The sequence below is a fragment of the Sphingomonas abaci genome (genome assembly GCF_014199625.1).
Classification (GTDB): Bacteria; Pseudomonadota; Alphaproteobacteria; order Sphingomonadales; family Sphingomonadaceae; genus Sphingomonas; species Sphingomonas abaci.
The window spans coordinates 35,540-54,606 of the sequence record NZ_JACHNY010000003.1; the positions used below are offsets into that span (position 1 = coordinate 35,540).

Consider the following 19,067-nt stretch of genomic DNA (forward strand, 5'->3'; position numbering starts at 1 on the left):
ACGCTTAGCAAGATGCTGGTTCATCCATCATTCACGATGAACGAATTTTCATTGATTGGCATCGGCGGCCGGAATCGAGCTCTCCGCCAATTGTAGCTGAGGATAAATTTACATCGAAATTTCAACTTATTGAGCAAATGCGTCGCTGCCATCGAAGCGTCATCGCGGTGAGACATGGGCGTCATCCGCAGCGGCTACCGCGTCCCGATACGAGACAGGGGATGCATGCATGCGGATCGCGATCGTCACCGATGCCTGGACGCCACAGGTCAACGGGGTGGTCCGCACGTTGGGCGCGACGCGGGCGCAGCTGGAGGCGATGGGCCATCAGGTGCTGGTGGTGTCGCCCGATCGCTTCCTGTCGCTGCCCTGTCCGGGCTATGCCGAGATCCGGCTGGCGCTGGCGGGCGCGCGCCGGGTCGGCCGGATGATCGCCGGTTTCGCGCCGGAGGCGGTGCATATCGCCACCGAAGGGCCGCTGGGCTGGGCGGCGCGCGCCTGGTGCCGGCGGCAAGGACTCCCCTTCACCACCGCCTATCACACCCGCTTTCCCGAATATGTCGCCGCGCGCACGCCGCTCAGCGCCGAGCGGATCTGGTCGGTCATCCGCCGCTTCCACGCGCCAGCGCACGCGATCCTGGCCGCGACGGCCAGCGTCGAGGGGGTGCTGGCCGACCGCGGCCTGACCCGGGTGCGGCGCTGGGGGCGGGGCGTCGACCTGGACCAGTTCGACGCGATCGGGCCGGTCGACGCATCGATCCGGTCGCTGGGCGGCGAGGGGCGGCCCGTGCTACTCTATGTCGGACGCGTCGCGGTGGAGAAGAACATCGCCGCCTTCCTGTCCGGACGCCATCCGGGGGTGCGGGTCGTGGTCGGTGACGGGCCGGCCCGCGCCGGGCTCGCGCGGCGGTTCCCGGACGCGCATTTCCTGGGCGCGCGCCATGGCGCGGCGCTGGCAGCCGCCTATCGCGCCGCCGACGTGCTGGTCTTTCCCAGTCTGACCGACACGTTCGGGCTGGTGATGGTCGAGGCGCTGGCCTGCGGTACGCCCGTCGCCGCCTTTCCGGTGACGGGGCCGGTCGATGTGCTGGTGCCGGGTGTGGGAGGAATGCACGACGATCTGGACCGCGCGATCGCCGTGGCCCTGCCGTGCGATCGCGGTGCCTGTGCCGTTTATGGCCAGGGATTTACCTGGGCCGCCAGCGCCCGGCAGTTCCTGTCCGCGCTGGCCCCGATCCCGGTCGAGCGATGGCCCGCGACCATGGTTCCGGCGCTCGCCTGACGATTCGGCATGGACCCGGAGCCTCCGCGCCCTTAAGCGGCGCGCGGACAGCGAAGGAAGAACTGTGGCGAACGTAGCGGTCATCGGCGCGCAATGGGGCGACGAGGGCAAGGGCAAGATCGTCGACTGGCTGGCAAGCCGAGCCGACATGGTCGTGCGATTCCAGGGCGGACACAATGCCGGGCACACGCTGGTGGTGGGCGACAAGACCTATAAATTGTCGCTCCTCCCATCCGGCCTGGTGCGCGGCACGCCGTCGGTGATCGGCAACGGCGTGGTGCTGGACCCCTGGGCGTTGAAGGCGGAGATCGAACGGCTGGGCGAACAGGGGGTGGTCGCCACGCCCGACACGCTGCGCATCGCCGACACCTGCCCGCTGATCCTGCCCTTCCACCGCGACCTGGACGGGTTGCGCGAGGATGCCAGCGGCGCCGGCAAGATCGGCACGACGCGGCGCGGGATCGGCCCGGCCTATGAGGATAAGGTCGGCCGCCGCGCGATTCGCGTGTGCGACCTGGCGCATCTGGGCGCGCTGGAGCCGCAGCTCGACCGGCTGCTGGCGCATCACGACGCGCTGCGCGCCGGCTTCGGCGTCGGCCCGATCGACCGCGCCGCGCTGGTCGCCGAGCTGGAGGCGATCGCGGGCTTCGTCCTGCCCTTCGCCAAGCCGGTTTGGCGCGACCTGAACGAGGCGCGCAGCAACGGCAAGCGCATCTTGTTCGAGGGCGCGCAGGGCGTGCTGCTCGACGTCGACCACGGCACCTATCCGTTCGTCACCTCGTCCAACACCATCGCCGGCGCGGCGGCGGGCGGTTCGGGCCTGGGCCCGTCGGCGGTCGGCTTCGTGCTGGGCATCGCCAAGGCGTATACGACCCGCGTCGGCTCCGGCCCGTTTCCAACCGAGCTGGAGAACGAGACGGGCGAGCGGCTGGGCACGCGCGGCCATGAGTTCGGCACCGTCACCGGACGCAAGCGGCGCTGCGGCTGGTTCGACTCGGTGCTGGTGCGCCAGTCGGCGGCGGTGGGCGGCATCACCGGCATCGCGCTGACCAAGATCGACGTGCTCGACGGCTTCGAGGAAGTGAAGATCTGCACCGGTTACCGGCTGCGCGGTGAGGTGCTGGACTATTTCCCGTCGCATGCCGCCGACCAGGCGCTGGTCGAGCCGGTCTATGAGACGATGGAAGGCTGGAGCGAATCGACCGCGGGCGCGCGCAGCTGGGCTGACCTGCCGGCGCAGGCGATCAAATATATCCGCCGCATCGAGGAGCTGATCCGCTGCCCGGTCGCGCTGGTGTCGACCAGCCCGGAACGGCTCGACACGATCCTGGTTCGCGATCCTTTCGCGGACTGATCGCATGGCGCGGCGATATGGCCGCGCGTCAAGGGTGATGACCGCCGACGGGGCCTTGCGCCTCTACGGCGGTCGCACGGCCCGCGGAAGCTGGTGGCGATCTACCCCGTGCCGCTGGACCCGGCGCGCATCGGCCGATCGGCCTTTTCCTCGGCCAGCCCGTCCTGCCCCCCCCAGGTGGAGAGATGCGGTTGTCGCCCGTATGGGCCAGGCGGGCATGGCCCGGCCGCACCACCGTCCCAGGCCATCGGGGTTTCCCGCGGCGCGGCCGACCGGTAACAGGGGCGACGTCGATATCCGCCGACGGGGAGCCGCCATGCCGACGCCATTCCGATTATTCTACAGCAACGGCGCCTGCTCGCTGGCGCCGCATATCGCGCTGGAGGAGACCGGCGCGCCGTTCGAGCCGGTCCGCATCGACATGGCGTCGGGCGAGCAGCGCGGCTCCGACTATCTCCGCATCAATCCCAAGGGGCGGGTGCCAGCTTTGGCGGTCGGGGACTGGGTGCTGACGGAGAATCCCGCCATCCTCCAGTTCATCGCCCGGTCGCATCCCGATGCCGGGCTGTGGCCGGAGCATCTGCGCGACCAGGCGCGGGTGGTGGAATGGCTCGGCTGGATCGCCTCCACCGTCCATGTCGCCTATGCCCATGTCCGCCGTGCGGAACGCTATGCCCAGAGCGATGCCGGCCTGGCGGAGGTGCGCGCGAAGGGGCTGCAGACGTGTCGCGATCTATGGCAGGCGGTCGACGCCCGCCTGGGCGACGGGCCTTGGGCCATTGGCGACCGATATAGCGTCGCGGACCCCTATCTGCTGGTGTTCTGGACCTGGGGCGGCGGCTCGGTGCTCGGCTTCGACATGGCGAAGCAGTGTCCGGGCTGGACCGCGCATGCGCAGCGCATGGCGCGACGGCCCGCCGTGCAGCGAGCCTTTGAGCGCGAGGGTCTGGTCCTGCCCGCGACGACGTGATCCGGCCATCGGGCGTTCGCCGATACCGGCTTGATGCCTGGGCGGGATCGTCTGGAACAGGGGCCGGCCATGGCCGGCCCCGGTCGGTCAGGCGAACGCGACTCGACGCCGCCGCAGCGCGTAGCCGGTCATCGCGAAGCCGGCGAGCATCAGCGCCCAGCTAGCCGGTTCGGGGATCGCCGACGGCTCGAAGCTGGCCTGGCCACCATAGGCGCCGTTGCCACGTGAGAACCCGGTGACGGTGATCGTGTTGAGCTGCCCGGCGGTGATGGGGATGAGGTTCTGGAACGCCGATTCGAACACGCCGCCACCCGCAACAAACAACTGGGCGGCCACGCCATTGATCAGGACCGAAGTAAAGTCGAGATCGTTTGCGTTGCCCAAGAAGTTTGCGCTCGTCGTCACGGTGCCGCTGCCAAAGCCGTCGGCAGGCAGCGTGAAGGTGAAGGTGTCGGTAAATTCACCTGCGGCAATGCCGGTGTTGAAAAAGGCGCCGGCAAAGGTGCCATTCGGCCCGGCAGAGGCTTTGAAATTTGCGCTGCCCACCGGGAAGGTTGCCGCTTGCGCCGACGAGGCGGCAATAAAGCCGCTCATCGCAATCCCTGCGGCGAGTAGAACCGTTTTCATTTCAGATGCCCCTGCTGGCAAAATTGCCATCGGGCCTGTGAGCGCAAACGCTCTGATAACCAAGGAAGATTTTCGTAATTAACCGTAGGTTAATGCGATTTAACCTAGTCCCCCGCTGCCGCTCGGGCCCACAGGGTGAGCGATGCCGGGATTGCGCGCCGTCAGCCCCCCCCCTGGCGAATGACGCGACGGCCCCCGCCACCGGTTCGCGGTAACAATGGCCTGTCGGCACAAGCGGTTAGGCAGGCCGGAGCCTTCGCGGGAGGCCGGCGTTCGCCGCGTGGAACGACAAGGGATGCGCCATGACGGGGATGTGGGCCGCAGGCTTCTGGGGCTTAATCGGAGGATCGGCATTGGTCCTTGGCGCATGCGTCGCATGGTTCGCGACTCTGCCCCAACGCCTTATCGCGTCGGTGATGGCGATCGGCGCGGGCGTGCTGATCTCCGCCGTTGCGTTCGACCTGATGGACGAGGCGTTCCACCAGGGCGGCTTCGATGCCACGGCGATCGGCTTCCTTGGTGGAGCGATCGCCTATACCGCCGCCAACATCGTCGTCTCCAGGCGCGGCGCCCGGCATCGCAAGCGGTCGGGCTCCAACCCTGCCGAACGCCAGCCCGACGCGCAGGGCGACTCCGGTGCGGCCATCGCGATCGGCGCACTCCTCGATGGCATTCCAGAGTCGGTGGTCATCGGCGTCAGCCTGCTCAGCGGTGGCGGCGTCAGCGCGGTGACGGTGGCGGCCGTATTCCTGTCGAACGTGCCGGAGGGGCTGTCCAGCGCCGCCGGCATGAAGGCGGCCGGTCGCTCGCCCGGCTATGTGTTCGGCGTCTGGGGTGGCATCGCCATCGCCTCCGCCATCGCCGCCATGATCGGCAACGTGGCGCTGGCGGGCAGCAGCCCGGACCTGATCGCCGGGGTCACCGCCGTCGCAGCCGGCGCGATCCTCGCCATGCTGGTCGACACGATGATCCCCGAGGCGACCGAAGCCACGCATGACTATTCCGGCCTGATCGCCGTTGTCGGCTTCCTGCTGGCGTTCGTCCTGACGAAGAGCGGCTGAACGGGGGCGGCATTTGCGCCGGTGGCGAAGCACCCGCGCGTCATGGCGGACGGGAAGGCCGCGTCCCGCTCGCCATGGCGGCCGGGGCGTCACTCCACCGAGCCTGTCGTCGTGCCCGCCCGCGAAGTCGATCGCCTAGTCGGTGGCGGGAACGGGACGCGCAGGCGGGGAGGATCCTGCCGTTCGATCCTCACGGCGCTTCCGCCGCCGGCCCTGGTAAATTGACGTGCCATTCGCCGCGCCGACGATCGACGGCATAGAGGCGTCATCGTCCGCGATCATGATCGCGATCTGGGACCGTGCGATGCGTTCCGGCATCGCCGTCCTTGAACGGCCGTTCGATGCCGGCGATCGGCGAGTCACGCCCGCGATCATGGCATCCCAGATGCCGGGTGCTGCAGGGGCCAAAACTGAATGGAAATGGCGCACCCGACAGGATTCGAACCTGTGGCCTCTGCCTTCGGAGGGCAGCGCTCTATCCAGCTGAGCTACGGGTGCCTGGAGGGCTCGCCTAGCAAAGCCTTTGGCGGAGCGCCAGCCCTAACGTGCAGGGAATCGACGCGTTGGCGCGAGGGTGACGGGCTGGAAGGGGGCGAGGCCGCAGGCGGCGCCGGTCTGGATCGGCGCGGTGGTGACGACCGTCAGGATATCGGTCGAGCAGAGCCGGTTGCCGATCGGGCGATAGCTGATCCGCCGCTCGTACCCCAGGCCGGGACAGCCCTGCGCCAAGGTGGTGCGGAAGACGCGGCGGTCGCGCATCAGAAAATCGATCACCCGGTCGCTGCGCACCTGGCTTTCGCGGATGAGGTTGGCCGGGATGCAGTCCACCGCCGCGCCCGCCGGTTCGGCCGGGGGCGGGGTGCCATGGTCCCGCCCATGGTCGCGATCCGGAGTGGCGGCGATCGGTGGCGCGACCGTTAGCATCAGGGGAAGCAGCAGCCAGGATCGCATCGTCGCATCGCCTCCGTCAGGCCGCCGCGCGCGCCGGGGCGGCGGGCGGCGGGGTCTTGGGCTTGAACGCGCAGAGATCGGCGACGATGCAGCGCCAGCATTCGGGCCGCCGCGCCTTGCACACATAGCGGCCGTGCAGGATCAGCCAGTGATGCGCGTGCTGGCGGAACGGGGCGGGGGTGGCCTTGTCGAGCTTCAGCTCAACCGCCAGCGGCGTCTTGCCGGGGGCGAGGCCGGTGCGGTTGCAGACGCGGAAGATATGCGTGTCGACCGCGAAGGTCTCCGCGCCGAACGCCACGTTGAGCACGACATTGGCGGTCTTGCGCCCGACGCCGGGCAGCCGCTCCAGCGCCTCGCGGGTGGCGGGCACCTGGCTGCCGAAGTCGTCGATCAGCATCTGCGACAGCGCGATCACGTTCTTGGCCTTGGCATTGTACAGGCCGATCGTCTTGATGTGCGCCTTCAGCCCCTCCTCGCCCAGCGCCACCATCGCCTCCGGCGTGTCGACGGTCTCGAACAGTGCGCGGGTCGCCTTGTTGACCGATACGTCGGTCGCCTGTGCCGACAGCGCCACCGCGACGACCAGCGTGAAGGGGTTGCGATATTCCAGCTCGGTGACCGGATGCGGATCGGCCTCCGCCAGCCGGTGATAGAAATCGACGACGGCAGCGCGCTTCACGGTCAGAGGCCCAGCACGTCGCCCATGCGATAGCGGCCGGCGGGCTGCCCGGCGAGCCACAGCGCCGCCTTCACCGCGCCGCGCGCGAAGATGCTGCGGTCCTGCGCCAGATGGCTGAGCTCGATCCGTTCGCCCTCGGTCGCCAGGATCACGCTGTGGTCGCCGACCACCGATCCGCCGCGCAGCGCCGCCAGGCCGATCGTGCCCTCGCTGCGCGCGCCGGTCAGGCCGACGCGGCTGTCGACGCGCAGTTCGGACAAGGTCGAGCCGCGCCCCGCCGCCGCGGCCTCGCCGAGCAGCAGCGCGGTGCCGGAAGGGGCGTCGACCTTGTGGCGGTGGTGCATCTCGACGATTTCGATGTCCCAGTCGGGCCCGAGCCGGCTGGCGGCCTCCTGCACCAGCATCGCCAGCAGCGTGACGCCCAGTGAGGTGTTGCCGGTCTGGAGGATGGCGATGCGGGTCGCGGCGGCGTCGATTGCGGCATGGTGCGCGGGCGACAGGCCGGTGGTGCCGATCACGATCGGCGTGCCCGCCGCGATCGCCGCGTCGAGATGCGACTCCAGCGCGGAAGGCGTGGAAAAATCGACCAGCACGTCGGCGGCGCGCGCCACAATCGCCGGATCGTCCTTCGCCTCCGATCCGCCGGCCAGCCGAGCGCCGGCCTCGACCAGCGCGTCGGCGATGGCGCGGCCCATCCGGCCGGCGCTGCCATAGATGCCGATGGCGGTCATGCGAGCGGGGTCTGGTGCTGGGAGTGCGGCATGGGCTCCCCTTCGCACGAAGCGCAGCCGGCCGGAACCGCAAATCGCCAGGGCCGGCAACGCGGCAACGCCGCCGGCCTCGCGACCGACGGCGTTGCGACATGGCCGGGGCGGGGGCGATGGTCCCGCCGCCCCGCCCGGCTTCAGGCGAAGCGGACGGCCGTGTTGCGGCGGCGATAGCGCGCCGCACCGGCGACCATGCCGAAGCCGAGCAGCATCAGCGCCCAGGTCGCAGGCTCGGGCACCGCCGAAATGGTGACGGTCGCGCCGTTCACAGTCGGCAGGACGTAGCCGCCGGGGGTCGCCAGGTCGGCATCGGTGATGTTCAGCTTCAGGCCGCCGGTGTAGAGCGGCTGGGCGGCGGTGAACTGGTCGTCGAACCACGGCTCGACCGAGTCCTGGCCGTCACGCTTGAGGCCGACGCCGAAGTTATAGGCGCCGAAGCCGGCATCGGCATTGCCGAAATACGCGGCATTGTTGCCGTTCAGGCTGTTGGAGATGGTGAAGAAGACATAGTTGGCGATGCTGTTCTGGATGCCGGCGTCCGAATCCAGGTCGAAGGAGTCGACCAAGCCCGAATTGTCCGTGATCTTGAAGTTCAGAATGGCGGCCGAAGCGGGAGCGGCGGCCAAAACAGTCAGAGCGGCGGTGCCGGCGAGCAGGGTCTTGATGATCTTCATTTAGGCCTCCGTGTATGACGATTACTTGAGTTCGCCTTTGATCTATCGGTCAGAACCTATCAACAGACAGCCTAGGTTAATAATGTCCTGAAATGGGACTTGTCGTCTGAGTCTACAATAATCATAGGTGAATCATGATGTTAGGCATCTAACCTAATTTCCTCCATCGCCCGTATTGGCCGGATTCCACGGGCGGACCGGCAAAGGCGTCGGTCTGGCCAGCGCCGCTCGCCGCCTCTATCCTGACGTCATGGACCAGCATGGCGCGATCGTCGTCCTGACCGGCGCGGGGATTTCGGCCGAATCGGGAATCGCCACCTTTCGTGGGCCGGGCGGCCTTTGGGAGGGGCACCGCGTCGAGGATGTGTGCACGCCCCAAGCTTTGACGGCCGATCCGGCGCTGGTGCATCGCTTCTACGACGGGCGCCGCGCGGCGCTGCCCGACGTCCGGCCCAATCCGGCCCATGAGTCGCTGGCGCGGCTGGACCGGGCATGGCCGGGCGACGTGCTGATCGTCACGCAGAATGTCGACGACCTGCACGAGCGGGCCGGAACGCGTCGTCTGCTGCATATGCACGGCGCGCTGACGTCCGCGCTGTGCGCCGCCTGCGGGGCGCGGGCGCCCCATGCCGGGCCGCTGCCGCCGGGCAGTCGCTGCGATGCCTGTGGTGCGGCCGCGCTACGGCCCGACATCGTTTTCTTCGGCGAATATCCGTACGAAATGGAGCGGATCGAGGCGGCGCTGGCCGCCTGCGACCTGTTCGTGTCGATCGGCACGTCGGGGGCGGTCTATCCGGCGGCGGGGTTCGTCGCGCTGGCCGCCGCCTATGGCGCGCGCACGTTGGAGCTCAACCTGGAGCCCTCCGCCGGCAGCGACCGGTTTGACGAGACGCGGCTCGGCCCCGCCAGCCGGCTGGTGCCCGAATGGGTCGATTCGCTGCTTCAGTCGACCCAGTCAAGCCCGATGTCGCGATAGAGCGTCCGGTCCTCGTCCCAGCCGGGCCGGACCTTGACGTGAAGGTAGAGATGCACCGGCCGGTCGAGCAGCACAGCCAGTTCGGTGCGCGCGCGGGCGCCGATCTCGCGGATGCGGCTGCCCCCCTTGCCCAGCACGATCGCGCGCTGGGTCGGGCGCTCGACCAGGATCTGCTGGTGGATCTCGACCGACCCGTCCTCGCGCTCCTTGAACGCCTCGGTCTCGATCGCGCTGGCATAGGGCAGCTCGGCGTGGAGCTGGAGATAAAGCTGTTCGCGCGTCACCTCGGCGGCCATCGCCCGCTCGGTGGCGTCGGACACCTGGTCCTCCGGATAGTGCCAGGGGCCGACCGGCATCGCCCGGGCCAGCGCCCGCTTCAGCTCGGGCAGACCGTCGCCGGTCTGGGCAGAGACGAACCAGGTCTCAGCAAAGGGCAGCAGCGCGTTCAGCCGCTCGGCATGGATCAAGAGCTTGGCCTTGTCGGCGAGATCGACCTTGTTGAGGATCAGGTGCTTGGGCTCGGGCCGGTCGCGCAGGGATTCGGCGATGTCGGTCACCTTGCTGCCCAGGCCGCCCTTGGCGTCGACGACCAGCGCCAGCACGTCGGCCCCCTCGGTCCCGCCCCAGGCGGCGGCGACCATCGCCCGGTCCAGCCGGCGCTGCGGCTCGAAGATGCCGGGCGTGTCGACCAGGAGAAGCTGCGCGTCCTCCTCGATCGCGACGCCCATCAGGCGCGCGCGCGTCGTCTGCGCCTTGGGGCTGACGATCGCCACCTTCTGCCCGACCAGGGCATTGACCAGAGTGGACTTGCCCGCATTGGGCGCGCCGAGGACGGCGACGAGGCCGCAACGTTGTTCGCTCATGCGCGTGGCGTAGAGGCGGGACGGGGGGCGGGGCAAGCCCCGAGCTTCCGCACGGCAAATGGCGGCGCGCTGCTTGGCCCCGGCCCCCTGCGGTTGCGGGAGCACGAAGGCGTGCCCCCTCCCCGAGCCGGGAAGGGGGCCGGCCGTCTTACAGGAAGCGGTTGATCAGGTTCTCGATCCGCTCCTGCCGGCCGGAACGCGGCTTGGGGTCGATGTTCCGCTCCACCGCCAGGTCAGCGATGCCCGCGAGGTCGAGGCCGCCGACCTGCTGGCCGAACGCGCCGTCCCAACCGGCATAGCGCTCCGCCTTGATCGAATCGAGCCGACCGTCCTCGATGATCGCGGCGGCGTTGAGCAGGCCCTTGGCGACGACGTCGATGCCGCCGACATGGCCGTAGAACAGGTCGACCGGCTCCATCGACTGGCGGCGCACCTTGGCGTCGAAGTTGAAGCCGCCGGTGGTGAAGCCGCCCGCCCGGATGATCTCGATCATCGCCAGCGTCAGTTCCTCGACCGAGTTGGGAAATTGATCGGTGTCCCAGCCATTCTGCGGATCGCCGCGATTGGCGTCGATCGAGCCGAAGATGCCGAGCGCGGCGGCCGTCGCAATCTCATGCTCGAAGGTGTGGCCCGACAGCGTGGCGTGGTTCGCCTCGATGTTGACCTTGACCTCGTTCTCCAGGCCGTAGCGCTTCAGGAAGCCGTACACGGTCGCGGTGTCGAAGTCATACTGGTGCTTGGTCGGCTCGTGCGGCTTGGGCTCGATCAGGATCGTGCCGGTGAAGCCGATCTTGTGCTTGTGCTCGACCACCAGGCTGAGGAAGCGGCCGAAATTGTCCAGCTCGCGCTTCAGATCGGTGTTGTGCAGCGTCTCATAGCCTTCGCGGCCGCCCCACAGCACGTAGTTGCTGCCGCCCAGGCGATGCGTCGCCTCCAGCGCGTCGCGGACCTGGAGCGCGCCGAACGCATAGACCTCCGGATCGGGATTGGTGGCGCCGCCGGCGGCGAAGCGCGGATGGCTGAACAGGTTGGCGGTGCCCCAGAGCAGCTTGCGGCCCGACGACGCCTGGAGCTTCTCCAGATGGTCGACGGCTTCGGCGAAATAGCGGCGATGCTCGGTGACGTTGGCGGCGTCCGCCATCACGTCGACGTCGTGGAAGCAGTAATAGGGCACGTCGAGCTTCTGGAAGAAGTCGAACGCCACCTCGCGCTTCTCGGCGGCCGCCGCGCTGTCATTGGCGCCGCGATGCCAGGGGCGGTTGAAGGTGCCGCCACCGAACACGTCGGAGCCGGGCCAGCAGAAGGTGTGCCAGAAGCAGGCGGCGAAGCGGAGATGCTCCTCCATCGTCTTGCCCAGCACGACGCGGTTCTTGTCGTAGTAGCGATAGGCCAGCTCGTTGGTCGACTCCGGACCTTCGTAGCGGATCTGGGGAATGTCGGCGAAGAAATCGGACATCAGGCGTTCCTGTCGAGGGGGGTGGGGGTGATGCGGGAATAGGCGTCGCGGAAGGCGGCCTTCTTGGCGGCGAGCCGGTCGACCAGATCGGGTTCGGGCGCGATGCTGCGCGCCACCGGCGGCGCGGCGCAGACGCTGGCGGGATCGCCGCCGTCGACGGCGAGCTGCGCCAGCCGGGCGGCGCCCAGCGCCGGGCCGACCTCGCCGCCCTGGAGATAGACGAGTTCGACCTCCATCGCGCTGGCGAGGATGCGGCCCCAATAGCCCGAGCGCGCGCCGCCGCCGATCACCGCCATGCGGTCGATCCGCGTGCCGGCATCCGTCAGCGCGTCGAGGCCGTCGGCGAGCGCGAAGGCGACGCCCTCCAGCACCGCCTGGGCCAGCCGGCCGCCATCGGTGTCGTGGTCGAGCCGCAGGAACGCGCCGCGCACCTCGGCATCGTTGTGCGGGGTCCGCTCGCCCGACAGATACGGAAGGAAGAGCTCGGGGCCGCAGGCCGGGCCCGCCGCCTCGGCGCGCGCGAACAGCTCCGCCGCGCCGCCGGCCCCCGTGATCCGCGCCACCCAGTCGATGCAGGACGCCGCGGACAGGTGGACCGACATCTGGTGCCACAGGCCGGGCAGCGCATGGCAGAAGGCATGGACGGCGCGCGCCGGGTTGGGGCGGAATTCCTTGGTCGCGACGAAGATCACGCCCGAGGTGCCGAGCGACAGCAGCGCGTCGCCGTCCCGCACCACGCCGACGCCGACCGCGCCCGCCGCATTGTCGCCGCCGCCGGCCGCGACCGGCACGGGCGGCACGCCCCACAGCTCGGCGACCTCGGCCAGCAGCGTGCCGGTGACCGCCGAGCCTTCGTGCAGACTCGGCATCTGCGCCTCGGTCAGGCCGCAGGCGTCCAGCACCGCGTCGCTCCAGCGCCGGCCGGCGACGTCCAGCCAGATGGTGCCGGCGCTGTCCGACAGGTCGGACGCCTTGTCGCCGGTCATCTTCAGCCGGACATAGTCCTTGGGCAGCAGCACGGTGCGCACCGCCGCGAACACGTCCGGCTCATGGTCGCGGACCCACATCAGCTTGGGCGCGGTGAAGCCGGGCATCGCGAGATTGCCGGTGATCGCATGGAGATCGGGCACCGCCGCCTCCAGCGCCCGGCACTCGGCGGCGCTGCGGCCGTCGTTCCACAGGATCGCCGGGCGCAAGGGGCGGTCGTCCGCCCCCAGCAGCGTCGCGCCGTGCATCTGCCCGGCGAGGCCGATGCTGCGCACCGCGCGCCGCACCGCCGGATCGATCGCCTGGACGGCGGCGGTCGTCGCCTTCCACCAGGCGTCCGGGTCCTGCTCCGACCAGAGCGGGTGCGGACGCTGGACGGTCAGCGCGGCCGTGCCCTGTCCGGCGACCGCGCCGCTGTCGTCGAGCACCACCGCCTTGACGCCGGAGGTGCCGATATCGATGCCGAGGAACATGGGCGGGTCAGTCCTTGAACGGGTTGATCGTCTGGATCGTGCCGTCCGGGTTGAAGCGCAACTCGGTCATCTTGGCGGAGCGGAGGTGATTCTTCCCGGACAGTTGCGTGTCATGGTAGAAGAGATACCAGCGACCCTTGAAGTCGATGATCGAATGATGCGTCGTCCAGCCCTGCACCGGCTCCATGATCCGGCCGGTATAGCGGAAGGGACCATAGGGATTGTCGCCGATCGCATAGGCCAGGTAATGCGTGTCGCCGGTCGAATAGGTGAAGTAATATTTGCCGTTCCGCTTGAACAGCCAGCTCGCCTCGAAGAAGCGATGGTCATGGTCGCCGCCCAGCACGGGCTTGCCCTGCTGGTCGAGGATCTGCACGTCGCGCGGCGCCTCGGCGAAGCTCTTCATGTCGGGCGACAGGCGGGCGACCTTGGCGGACAGCGCCGGCTGGTCGTCGCGCTTCAGGTCGGTGTCGCCGCCGTTCGGGTCGTAGCGGCCGGTCGCCCAGCGCTGGAGCTGCCCGCCCCAGATGCCGCCGAAATACATGTAGCTCTGGCCGTTGAAGTCGGTGAACACGGCCGGGTCGATCGAATAGCTGCCGGCGATCGGGGTCGGCTCGGCCTTGAACGGGCCGGTCGGCGACTTGGAGGTGGCGACGCCGATCCGGAACACGCCCTGTTTGTCGCGCGCTGGGATATAGAGATAATAGGTGCCGTTCTTGTACGCGGCGTCGGGCGCCCAGGTCTGCTTGGAGGCCCAGGGGATGTCCTTCACGTCGAGCGCGACCGGGTTCACCGTCACCGGGCCGCCTGGCCGGTCCATGCTCAGCACCTGATAGTCGTGCATCGCATATTGGTTGCCCAGATCGTCGTCAGGGATGCCGGCGTCGACGTCATGGCTGGGATAGACATAAATCTTGCCGTTGAAGACATGCGCGGACGGGTCGGCGAAATACAGGTTCCGCACCAGTGGCTGCGCCAGGTACCGCTTGCCGTCCGGGCTGCGCGGCTCGGAGCCCCCCTGGCCGGCCTGGCCGGCCTGGCCCGTGGTGCCCTGGGCGATCGCATAACCGCCGCCGGCGAGCGTCAGCGCGGCCGCGGCGAGGAGGGTGGAGAGATGGCGTGGCACGACCTTTGCGATCCTTTCCTGTTGTTCGAACGCCTTCTGATGAGGCATTTCTGCGGCCCAAACCGCGTCGATAGCGCTACCATATGGAAGCCGGGGGGCGGGGGCAAGCGCTGTGGCGTCGAAATCGCCCTGTCCGGTGAAATGGTTTGCGATCCTAGGTCCTTAACCTTCTCCTAAGCGCGTGGCCACTAGAGGTGGCCGCGCGTTGCAACGGAACCCTGGCGTGCTGTCATCCCATCCCCGACCCACCCACGACCGGCCGCCGTCCCGGGGGAGCAAGATGGCGATCGCCGCCGCGGTGTTCGGCGCCATCGTGGGCGGCCATGTCGCGATCGCGCAGGTGCAGGCGGCGCGCGCGCCGCTGCCGGGCGCGGGCGAGCCGACGGGTGCATGCAGCCTGTGGTTCATCGGCAGCTCGACCGTGTACAAATGGTCGACGTTGGCGCGCGACATGGAGCCGTGGCAGGCGCATAATCGCGGCATCGACGGCGCGCTCATTCCCCGCATCGTCCAGGCGCTCCGCCACGAGCCGCCCGGCCCGGCCCCGGCCGGCATCGTCTATTATTCGGGCGAGAATGACATCGCGCGCGGCGCCAGCGCCGAACAGACGCTGTCCGATTTCCGCGACTTCCTGGCCGCGAAGACGGCGCGCTACGGGGCGCTGCCGGTCGTCGTGCTGGCGCTCAAGCCCAGTCCGACGCGGTGGAGCAACCGGCCAACGCAGACCCGGTTCAACGCCGATCTGCGCCGACTGGCGGCGACGCGTCACGATCTCCACTATCTCGATCTGCGGCCGCTGTTGCTGGTGGATGGCCGGCCCGGCCCGTTCTACGTCGAGGATGGCGTGCATCTGAACGCGGAAGGCTATGCGCGCTGGTCGGCCCGGCTGCGGCCGGCGCTGGCGCACATGCTGTCGCCCGCGCGGGTGCGGCACTGCGTCGGCGACCAGCCGGCGTGACGGCGCCAGGCCTCGACCGCATCGGGTCCGGAGGGGCGGCGCGAATCGAGGGCCTGTCCGTGTGGCGGGCGCTGCTCATGCTGGCCGGCATCGCGCTCCACGCGACGATGGGGCGGGAGGATTATCCGCCCTTCGCCGCGATCAACATCGCCTCGGGCGCGTTTCGCATGGGCACCTTCTTCATCATCTCGGGCCTGCTGACCGGTTTTGCGCTCATCCGCCAGCCGGCGGCCGGGGCGTGGCTGCGGAGACGGGTGGTCCGCCTGGTGCTGCCGCTGATGGTGGGGCTGGGGCTGGTCTTCCCGGCCGTGGCCGTGGTTTCGGGGACCCGAGCGGGCGCGTGGTGGACGCGCAATCCGCATCATCTCTGGTTCCTGGGCGCGCTGATCCTCTACACGATGATCGGCCATGTTCTGTGGCGCAGCGCGCTGGCCGCGCGCCTGCTCGGCCGGATCGAGCGAGCGGCCGCGCGGAGTGACGGGCTGCAGGCCCGGATGGTGCTGGTGGCGGGGTTGCTGTCCTTCCTGCTGATCACGCTGACCCTGCCGGTTCGGATCGCCGCGCCGCCCGCCTGGCAGCCCTTGGCTCGGCCGCTGCCGCTGATTGCGGGCTATGCACCCATGTTCCTGCTGGGACTGGCGATGGCGCGCATGCCGGTGCTGCGCCACGCGCTGACCCGCCGGTCGCGGCTGCCCGTGGCGGTCCTGCTCGCCGCCGCGACGATCGCCCTGGCCTCGCACCAGCGGCTCTGGCCCGCCATGCCGGCGGCGCGGCTGAACTGGTGGGGCGACCTGATCGACCTCGCCTGCGCCGCCTGGTGCCCGCCCGCGGCGGCGGCGCTGGTCCTGCGCTCCGCGCTGGCGATCCGGCGCGTGCCGCCGCTGCTCGTGCGGCTAAGCGACGCCTCGTTCACCATGTACCTGCTGCACTATCCGGTCATCCTGGCGGTCAAGACGGTCGCGAACCCCTGGCATCTCGGTCCGTGGACCGACTTCGACCTGGCGCTGATCGTCGGCGGCGGCCTGTCCTATCTGGTCCACCGCCTGGGGGTGGAGCGATCGGCGACGCTGGCCTGGCTGCTGAACGGCCGGCCGCTGCGATCGCGCGCCGCCGCCACCCCCATGTTCGCGCCGAAACCGGTCTAGCCCTTCCCCAAGGGCCGGCGAGCGCGTACCCACGGGAACATGGCTGCCGAACCCCCTTCGCCGATCGCTGTCCCCACCCCGTCCAAGCCGTCCACCCGCACCGCCCGCCGCGCCCGCTCCGCACCGACGATCAGCGACGTCGCGCGCCAGGCCGGCGTGTCGCCGATGACCGTGTCGCGCGTCATCAACGGCGAGGCGAGCGTCCGCCCGACGACGCGCGAGACGGTGAAGGCGGCGATCGCCGCGCTCAACTATGCGCCCAATCCGGCGGCGCGCAGCTTGGCCGGTGCGCGCCAGCTCCGCGTCGCGATGCTGTACAGCAATCCGTCCGCCGGGTTCCTCAGCGAGTTCCTGCTCGGCAGCCTCGACCAGGCATCGCGGTCCGACGTGCAGATCGTGGTCGAGAAATGCGAACTGGGCGACCATGAGGTGGAGGTGGCGGCCCAGGTGGTGGCCAGCGGCATCGACGGCGTCGTCCTGCCGCCCCCCTTGTGCGAATCGGAAGCGGTGCTGGAGCTGTTCGCCAGAGCCGGCGTGCCCACCGTCTCCGTGGCCACCGGGCGACCGGCCGCCGACATGCTGGCGATCCGCATCGACGACCGCGCCGCCGCGCTGACCATGACGCGGCACATCATGTCGCTCGGCCATCGCCGCATCGGCTTCATCATGGGCAATCCCAACCTGACTGCCTCGTCCCGGCGCTTGTCCGGCTACACGGCGGCGCTGGAGGAAGCGGGACTGGCGGTGGACGAGGCGCTGATCGTGCAGGGCCTCTATTCCTATCGCTCCGGCCTCGACGCCGCCGAACAATTGCTCGACCTGTCCGACCCGCCGACCGCGATCTTCTCGTCCAACGACGACATGGCGGCCGCCACGGTCGCGGTCGCGCACCGGCGCGGGCTGGACGTGCCCGGCGACCTGACGGTGTGCGGCTTCGACGACACCACCTTGTCGACCGCGATCTGGCCCGAGCTGACCACCATCCACCAGCCGATCGCCGACATGGCCCGCGCGGCGGTCGAGCTGCTGGTCGCGGTGCTGCGCCACAAGGACGGCGAGGTGGCGGACCGGCACCTGTTGCTCGACTATACCTTCATTCGCCGCCAGTCGGATGCACCGCCCCGGATGCGGCCCAAGGCGCTTCCGGCTTGACCAGAAACCGGTAACTGATAGCGATAACAATATTGGGGGCGGGCCGGTTGTCGGCGACGCGCCAGCAGGAGAGGGTCCCATGACCGATTATATGCGGGGGACGGGGAACGCGAGTGACGCCGCCACCGTCAACCATGGTTTCATCGCCGCGATCGTCGCCGTCGCGACCATCGGCGGCTTCATGTTCGGCTATGATTCGGGCGTCATCAACGGCACGCAAAAGGGGCTGGAAGCGGCCTTCGACCTCGGCCGGCTCGGCATCGGCGTCAATGTCGGCGCGATCCTGGTCGGCTCGGCGATCGGCGCGTTCGGTGCGGGCCGGCTGGCCGACCGGATCGGCCGGCGCAACACGATGATGCTGGCGGCGGCATTGTTCCTGGTCTCGGCGCTGCTGGCCGGCGCGGCGAGCAGCTCGGCGGTGTTCATCCTGGCGCGCATCATCGGCGGCCTGGGCGTCGGCGCGGCGAGCGTCATCTCGCCCGTCTATATTTCCGAAGTCACCCCGGCCTCGATCCGCGGCCGCCTGACCAGCGTGCAGCAGGTGATGATCATCACCGGCCTGACCGGCGCGTTCGTCGCCAATTTCGCGCTCGCCCGCTATGCCGGCGGCTCGACCGCGCCCTTCTGGCTGGGCTTCCCGGCCTGGCGCTGGATGTTCTGGCTCCAGGCGATTCCGGCGCTCATCTATCTGGTCGCGCTGTTCGTCATTCCGGAAAGCCCGCGCTTCCTGGTCGCCAAGGGCCGCGAGCAGCAGGCGCATGACGTGCTGACCCGGCTGTTCGGCCGCGCCGAGGCGGACCGCAAGGTCGTCGAGATCCGCAACTCGCTCGCCGCTGACCACCACAAGCCCAAGCTGTCGGACCTGGTCGACAAGACCACCGGCAAGATCCGCCCGATCCTGTGGGCGGGCATCGGTCTCGCCATCTTCCAGCAGCTCGTCGGCATCAACGTCGTCTTCTATTACGGCGCGACCCTATGGGAGGCGGTCGGCTTCTCGGAGGATTATGCGCTTCAGACCAACATCCTGTCGGGCGTGCTGTCGATCGCGGCCTGCCTGTTCACGATCGCGACCGTCGACAAGATCGGCCGAAAGCCGCTCCTGCTGATCGGCTCGGCCGGCATGGCGGTGACGCTGGCGCTGGTCGCCTACGCCTTCTCCACCGCCGTCACCGGCGCGAACGGGGCGGTGTCCCTGCCGGGCAACAACGGCATCCTGGCGCTGGTGTCGGCCAATCTCTACGTCATCTTCTTCAACGCCAGCTGGGGCCCGGTGATGTGGGTGATGCTGGGCGAGATGTTCCCGAACCAGATCCGCGGCTCGGGCCTGGCGGTGTCGGGCTTCGCGCAGTGGATCGCCAACGCCGCCATCTCGGTCAGCTTCCCGGCGCTCGCCGTGTCGCCCGGCCTGGCGGTGACGTACACGGGATACGCCTTCTTCGCGGCGATCTCGTTCTTCTTCGTCAAGGCGCTGGTCAACGAGACCAAGGGCCGCGAGCTGGAGGACATGGCCGGCTGATCCCCGGTCCGTCATCGACGAAAAGAAAACGGCGCGGGGAGCGATCCCCG

The 19,067-nt window shown here is 69.2% G+C and carries 17 protein-coding genes, 1 tRNA gene and 1 pseudogene; 9 read left to right on the forward strand and 10 right to left on the reverse strand.

Annotation, left to right across the window (positions count from 1 at the left end):
* Positions 1–229 precede the first annotated feature (229 nt).
* From GGQ96_RS07800 to GGQ96_RS07810, 3 genes are all read left to right on the forward strand, one after another.
* On the forward strand, positions 230–1,282 hold the full coding sequence (locus GGQ96_RS07800; protein WP_184113320.1) for a glycosyltransferase family 4 protein: 1,053 nt from the start codon (positions 230–232) through the stop codon (positions 1,280–1,282).
* 64 nt (positions 1,283–1,346) lie between these two features.
* Positions 1,347–2,636 carry an adenylosuccinate synthase gene (locus GGQ96_RS07805; RefSeq protein ID WP_184113322.1) on the forward strand — a complete coding sequence of 430 codons (1,290 nt, stop codon included), beginning with the start codon at positions 1,347–1,349 and terminating at the stop codon, positions 2,634–2,636.
* A gap of 316 nt (positions 2,637–2,952) precedes the next feature.
* Complete coding sequence (locus tag GGQ96_RS07810) at positions 2,953–3,606, forward strand: glutathione S-transferase family protein (RefSeq protein ID WP_184113323.1); 654 nt, start codon at positions 2,953–2,955, stop codon at positions 3,604–3,606.
* A gap of 87 nt (positions 3,607–3,693) precedes the next feature.
* Here the strand turns inward: GGQ96_RS07810 and GGQ96_RS07815 are convergent, their stop codons facing one another.
* Complete coding sequence (locus GGQ96_RS07815; protein ID WP_246360329.1) at positions 3,694–4,200, reverse strand: FxDxF family PEP-CTERM protein; 507 nt, start codon at positions 4,198–4,200, stop codon at positions 3,694–3,696.
* Positions 4,201–4,649: 449 nt separating this feature from the next.
* On the opposite strand from GGQ96_RS07815, the gene GGQ96_RS07820 reads away from it, so the two are divergent.
* The gene (locus GGQ96_RS07820) at positions 4,650–5,294 is read left to right on the forward strand and encodes a ZIP family metal transporter (protein WP_246360330.1); all 645 of its coding nucleotides are present in this window, start codon (positions 4,650–4,652) and stop codon (positions 5,292–5,294) included.
* 421 nt (positions 5,295–5,715) lie between these two features.
* On the opposite strand, the gene GGQ96_RS07825 is transcribed toward GGQ96_RS07820, so the two are convergent.
* The 5 genes and pseudogenes from GGQ96_RS07825 to GGQ96_RS21835 form a co-directional block, all read right to left on the reverse strand.
* A tRNA-Arg gene (locus GGQ96_RS07825) sits at positions 5,716–5,792 on the reverse strand.
* Between the two features lie 42 nt (positions 5,793–5,834).
* Positions 5,835–6,245, reverse strand: a complete 411-nt coding sequence (locus GGQ96_RS07830; protein WP_184113325.1) for a hypothetical protein — start codon at positions 6,243–6,245, stop codon at positions 5,835–5,837.
* Between the two features lie 16 nt (positions 6,246–6,261).
* The gene (nth, locus tag GGQ96_RS07835) at positions 6,262–6,924 is read right to left on the reverse strand and encodes an endonuclease III (RefSeq protein ID WP_184113326.1); all 663 of its coding nucleotides are present in this window, start codon (positions 6,922–6,924) and stop codon (positions 6,262–6,264) included.
* A gap of 2 nt (positions 6,925–6,926) precedes the next feature.
* Positions 6,927–7,655: a 4-hydroxy-tetrahydrodipicolinate reductase gene (gene dapB / locus GGQ96_RS07840; RefSeq protein ID WP_184113327.1), complete on the reverse strand. Its 729-nt coding sequence runs from the start codon at positions 7,653–7,655 to the stop codon at positions 6,927–6,929.
* A gap of 173 nt (positions 7,656–7,828) precedes the next feature.
* Positions 7,829–7,936, reverse strand: a pseudogene (locus tag GGQ96_RS21835) (PEPxxWA-CTERM sorting domain-containing protein); the annotation flags it as partial.
* Positions 7,937–8,615: 679 nt separating this feature from the next.
* Here GGQ96_RS21835 and GGQ96_RS07850 point away from each other — a divergent pair.
* Positions 8,616–9,341 (forward strand): NAD-dependent deacylase, encoded by a 726-nt coding sequence (locus tag GGQ96_RS07850; protein WP_184114150.1) that lies wholly within the window; start codon positions 8,616–8,618, stop codon positions 9,339–9,341.
* Here GGQ96_RS07850 and era read toward each other — a convergent pair.
* From era to GGQ96_RS07870, 4 genes are all read right to left on the reverse strand, one after another.
* A complete protein-coding gene (gene era / locus GGQ96_RS07855) occupies positions 9,308–10,204 on the reverse strand; it encodes a GTPase Era (RefSeq protein ID WP_184113329.1) in 897 nt (298 codons plus the stop codon). The two genes, GGQ96_RS07850 and era, sit on opposite strands and share 34 nt — an antisense overlap.
* A 148-nt stretch (positions 10,205–10,352) precedes the next feature.
* Positions 10,353–11,663, reverse strand: coding sequence for a xylose isomerase (xylA, locus tag GGQ96_RS07860; protein WP_221239885.1), 1,311 nt, complete (start codon positions 11,661–11,663; stop codon positions 10,353–10,355).
* A complete protein-coding gene (gene xylB, locus GGQ96_RS07865) occupies positions 11,660–13,120 on the reverse strand; it encodes a xylulokinase (RefSeq protein ID WP_184113332.1) in 1,461 nt (486 codons plus the stop codon). Before xylB ends, xylA begins: the two co-directional genes overlap by 4 nt.
* Positions 13,121–13,127: 7 nt before the next feature.
* Positions 13,128–14,246: a glycoside hydrolase family 43 protein gene (locus GGQ96_RS07870; protein WP_425506691.1), complete on the reverse strand. Its 1,119-nt coding sequence runs from the start codon at positions 14,244–14,246 to the stop codon at positions 13,128–13,130.
* 280 nt (positions 14,247–14,526) lie between these two features.
* Between GGQ96_RS07870 and GGQ96_RS07875 the strand changes: the two genes are divergently transcribed.
* The 4 genes from GGQ96_RS07875 (at position 14,527) to GGQ96_RS07890 (ending at position 19,017) form a co-directional block, all read left to right on the forward strand.
* Entirely contained in the window at positions 14,527–15,204 is a 678-nt protein-coding gene (locus tag GGQ96_RS07875) for a GDSL-type esterase/lipase family protein (protein ID WP_184113334.1), read from the forward strand.
* Positions 15,201–16,349 carry an acyltransferase family protein gene (locus GGQ96_RS07880; RefSeq protein WP_184113336.1) on the forward strand — a complete coding sequence of 383 codons (1,149 nt, stop codon included), beginning with the start codon at positions 15,201–15,203 and terminating at the stop codon, positions 16,347–16,349. Before GGQ96_RS07875 ends, GGQ96_RS07880 begins: the two co-directional genes overlap by 4 nt.
* Before the next feature lie 39 nt (positions 16,350–16,388).
* Complete coding sequence (locus GGQ96_RS07885) at positions 16,389–17,501, forward strand: LacI family DNA-binding transcriptional regulator (protein WP_184113338.1); 1,113 nt, start codon at positions 16,389–16,391, stop codon at positions 17,499–17,501.
* A gap of 79 nt (positions 17,502–17,580) precedes the next feature.
* Positions 17,581–19,017: a sugar porter family MFS transporter gene (locus tag GGQ96_RS07890; RefSeq protein WP_184113340.1), complete on the forward strand. Its 1,437-nt coding sequence runs from the start codon at positions 17,581–17,583 to the stop codon at positions 19,015–19,017.
* Positions 19,018–19,067 lie beyond the last annotated feature (50 nt).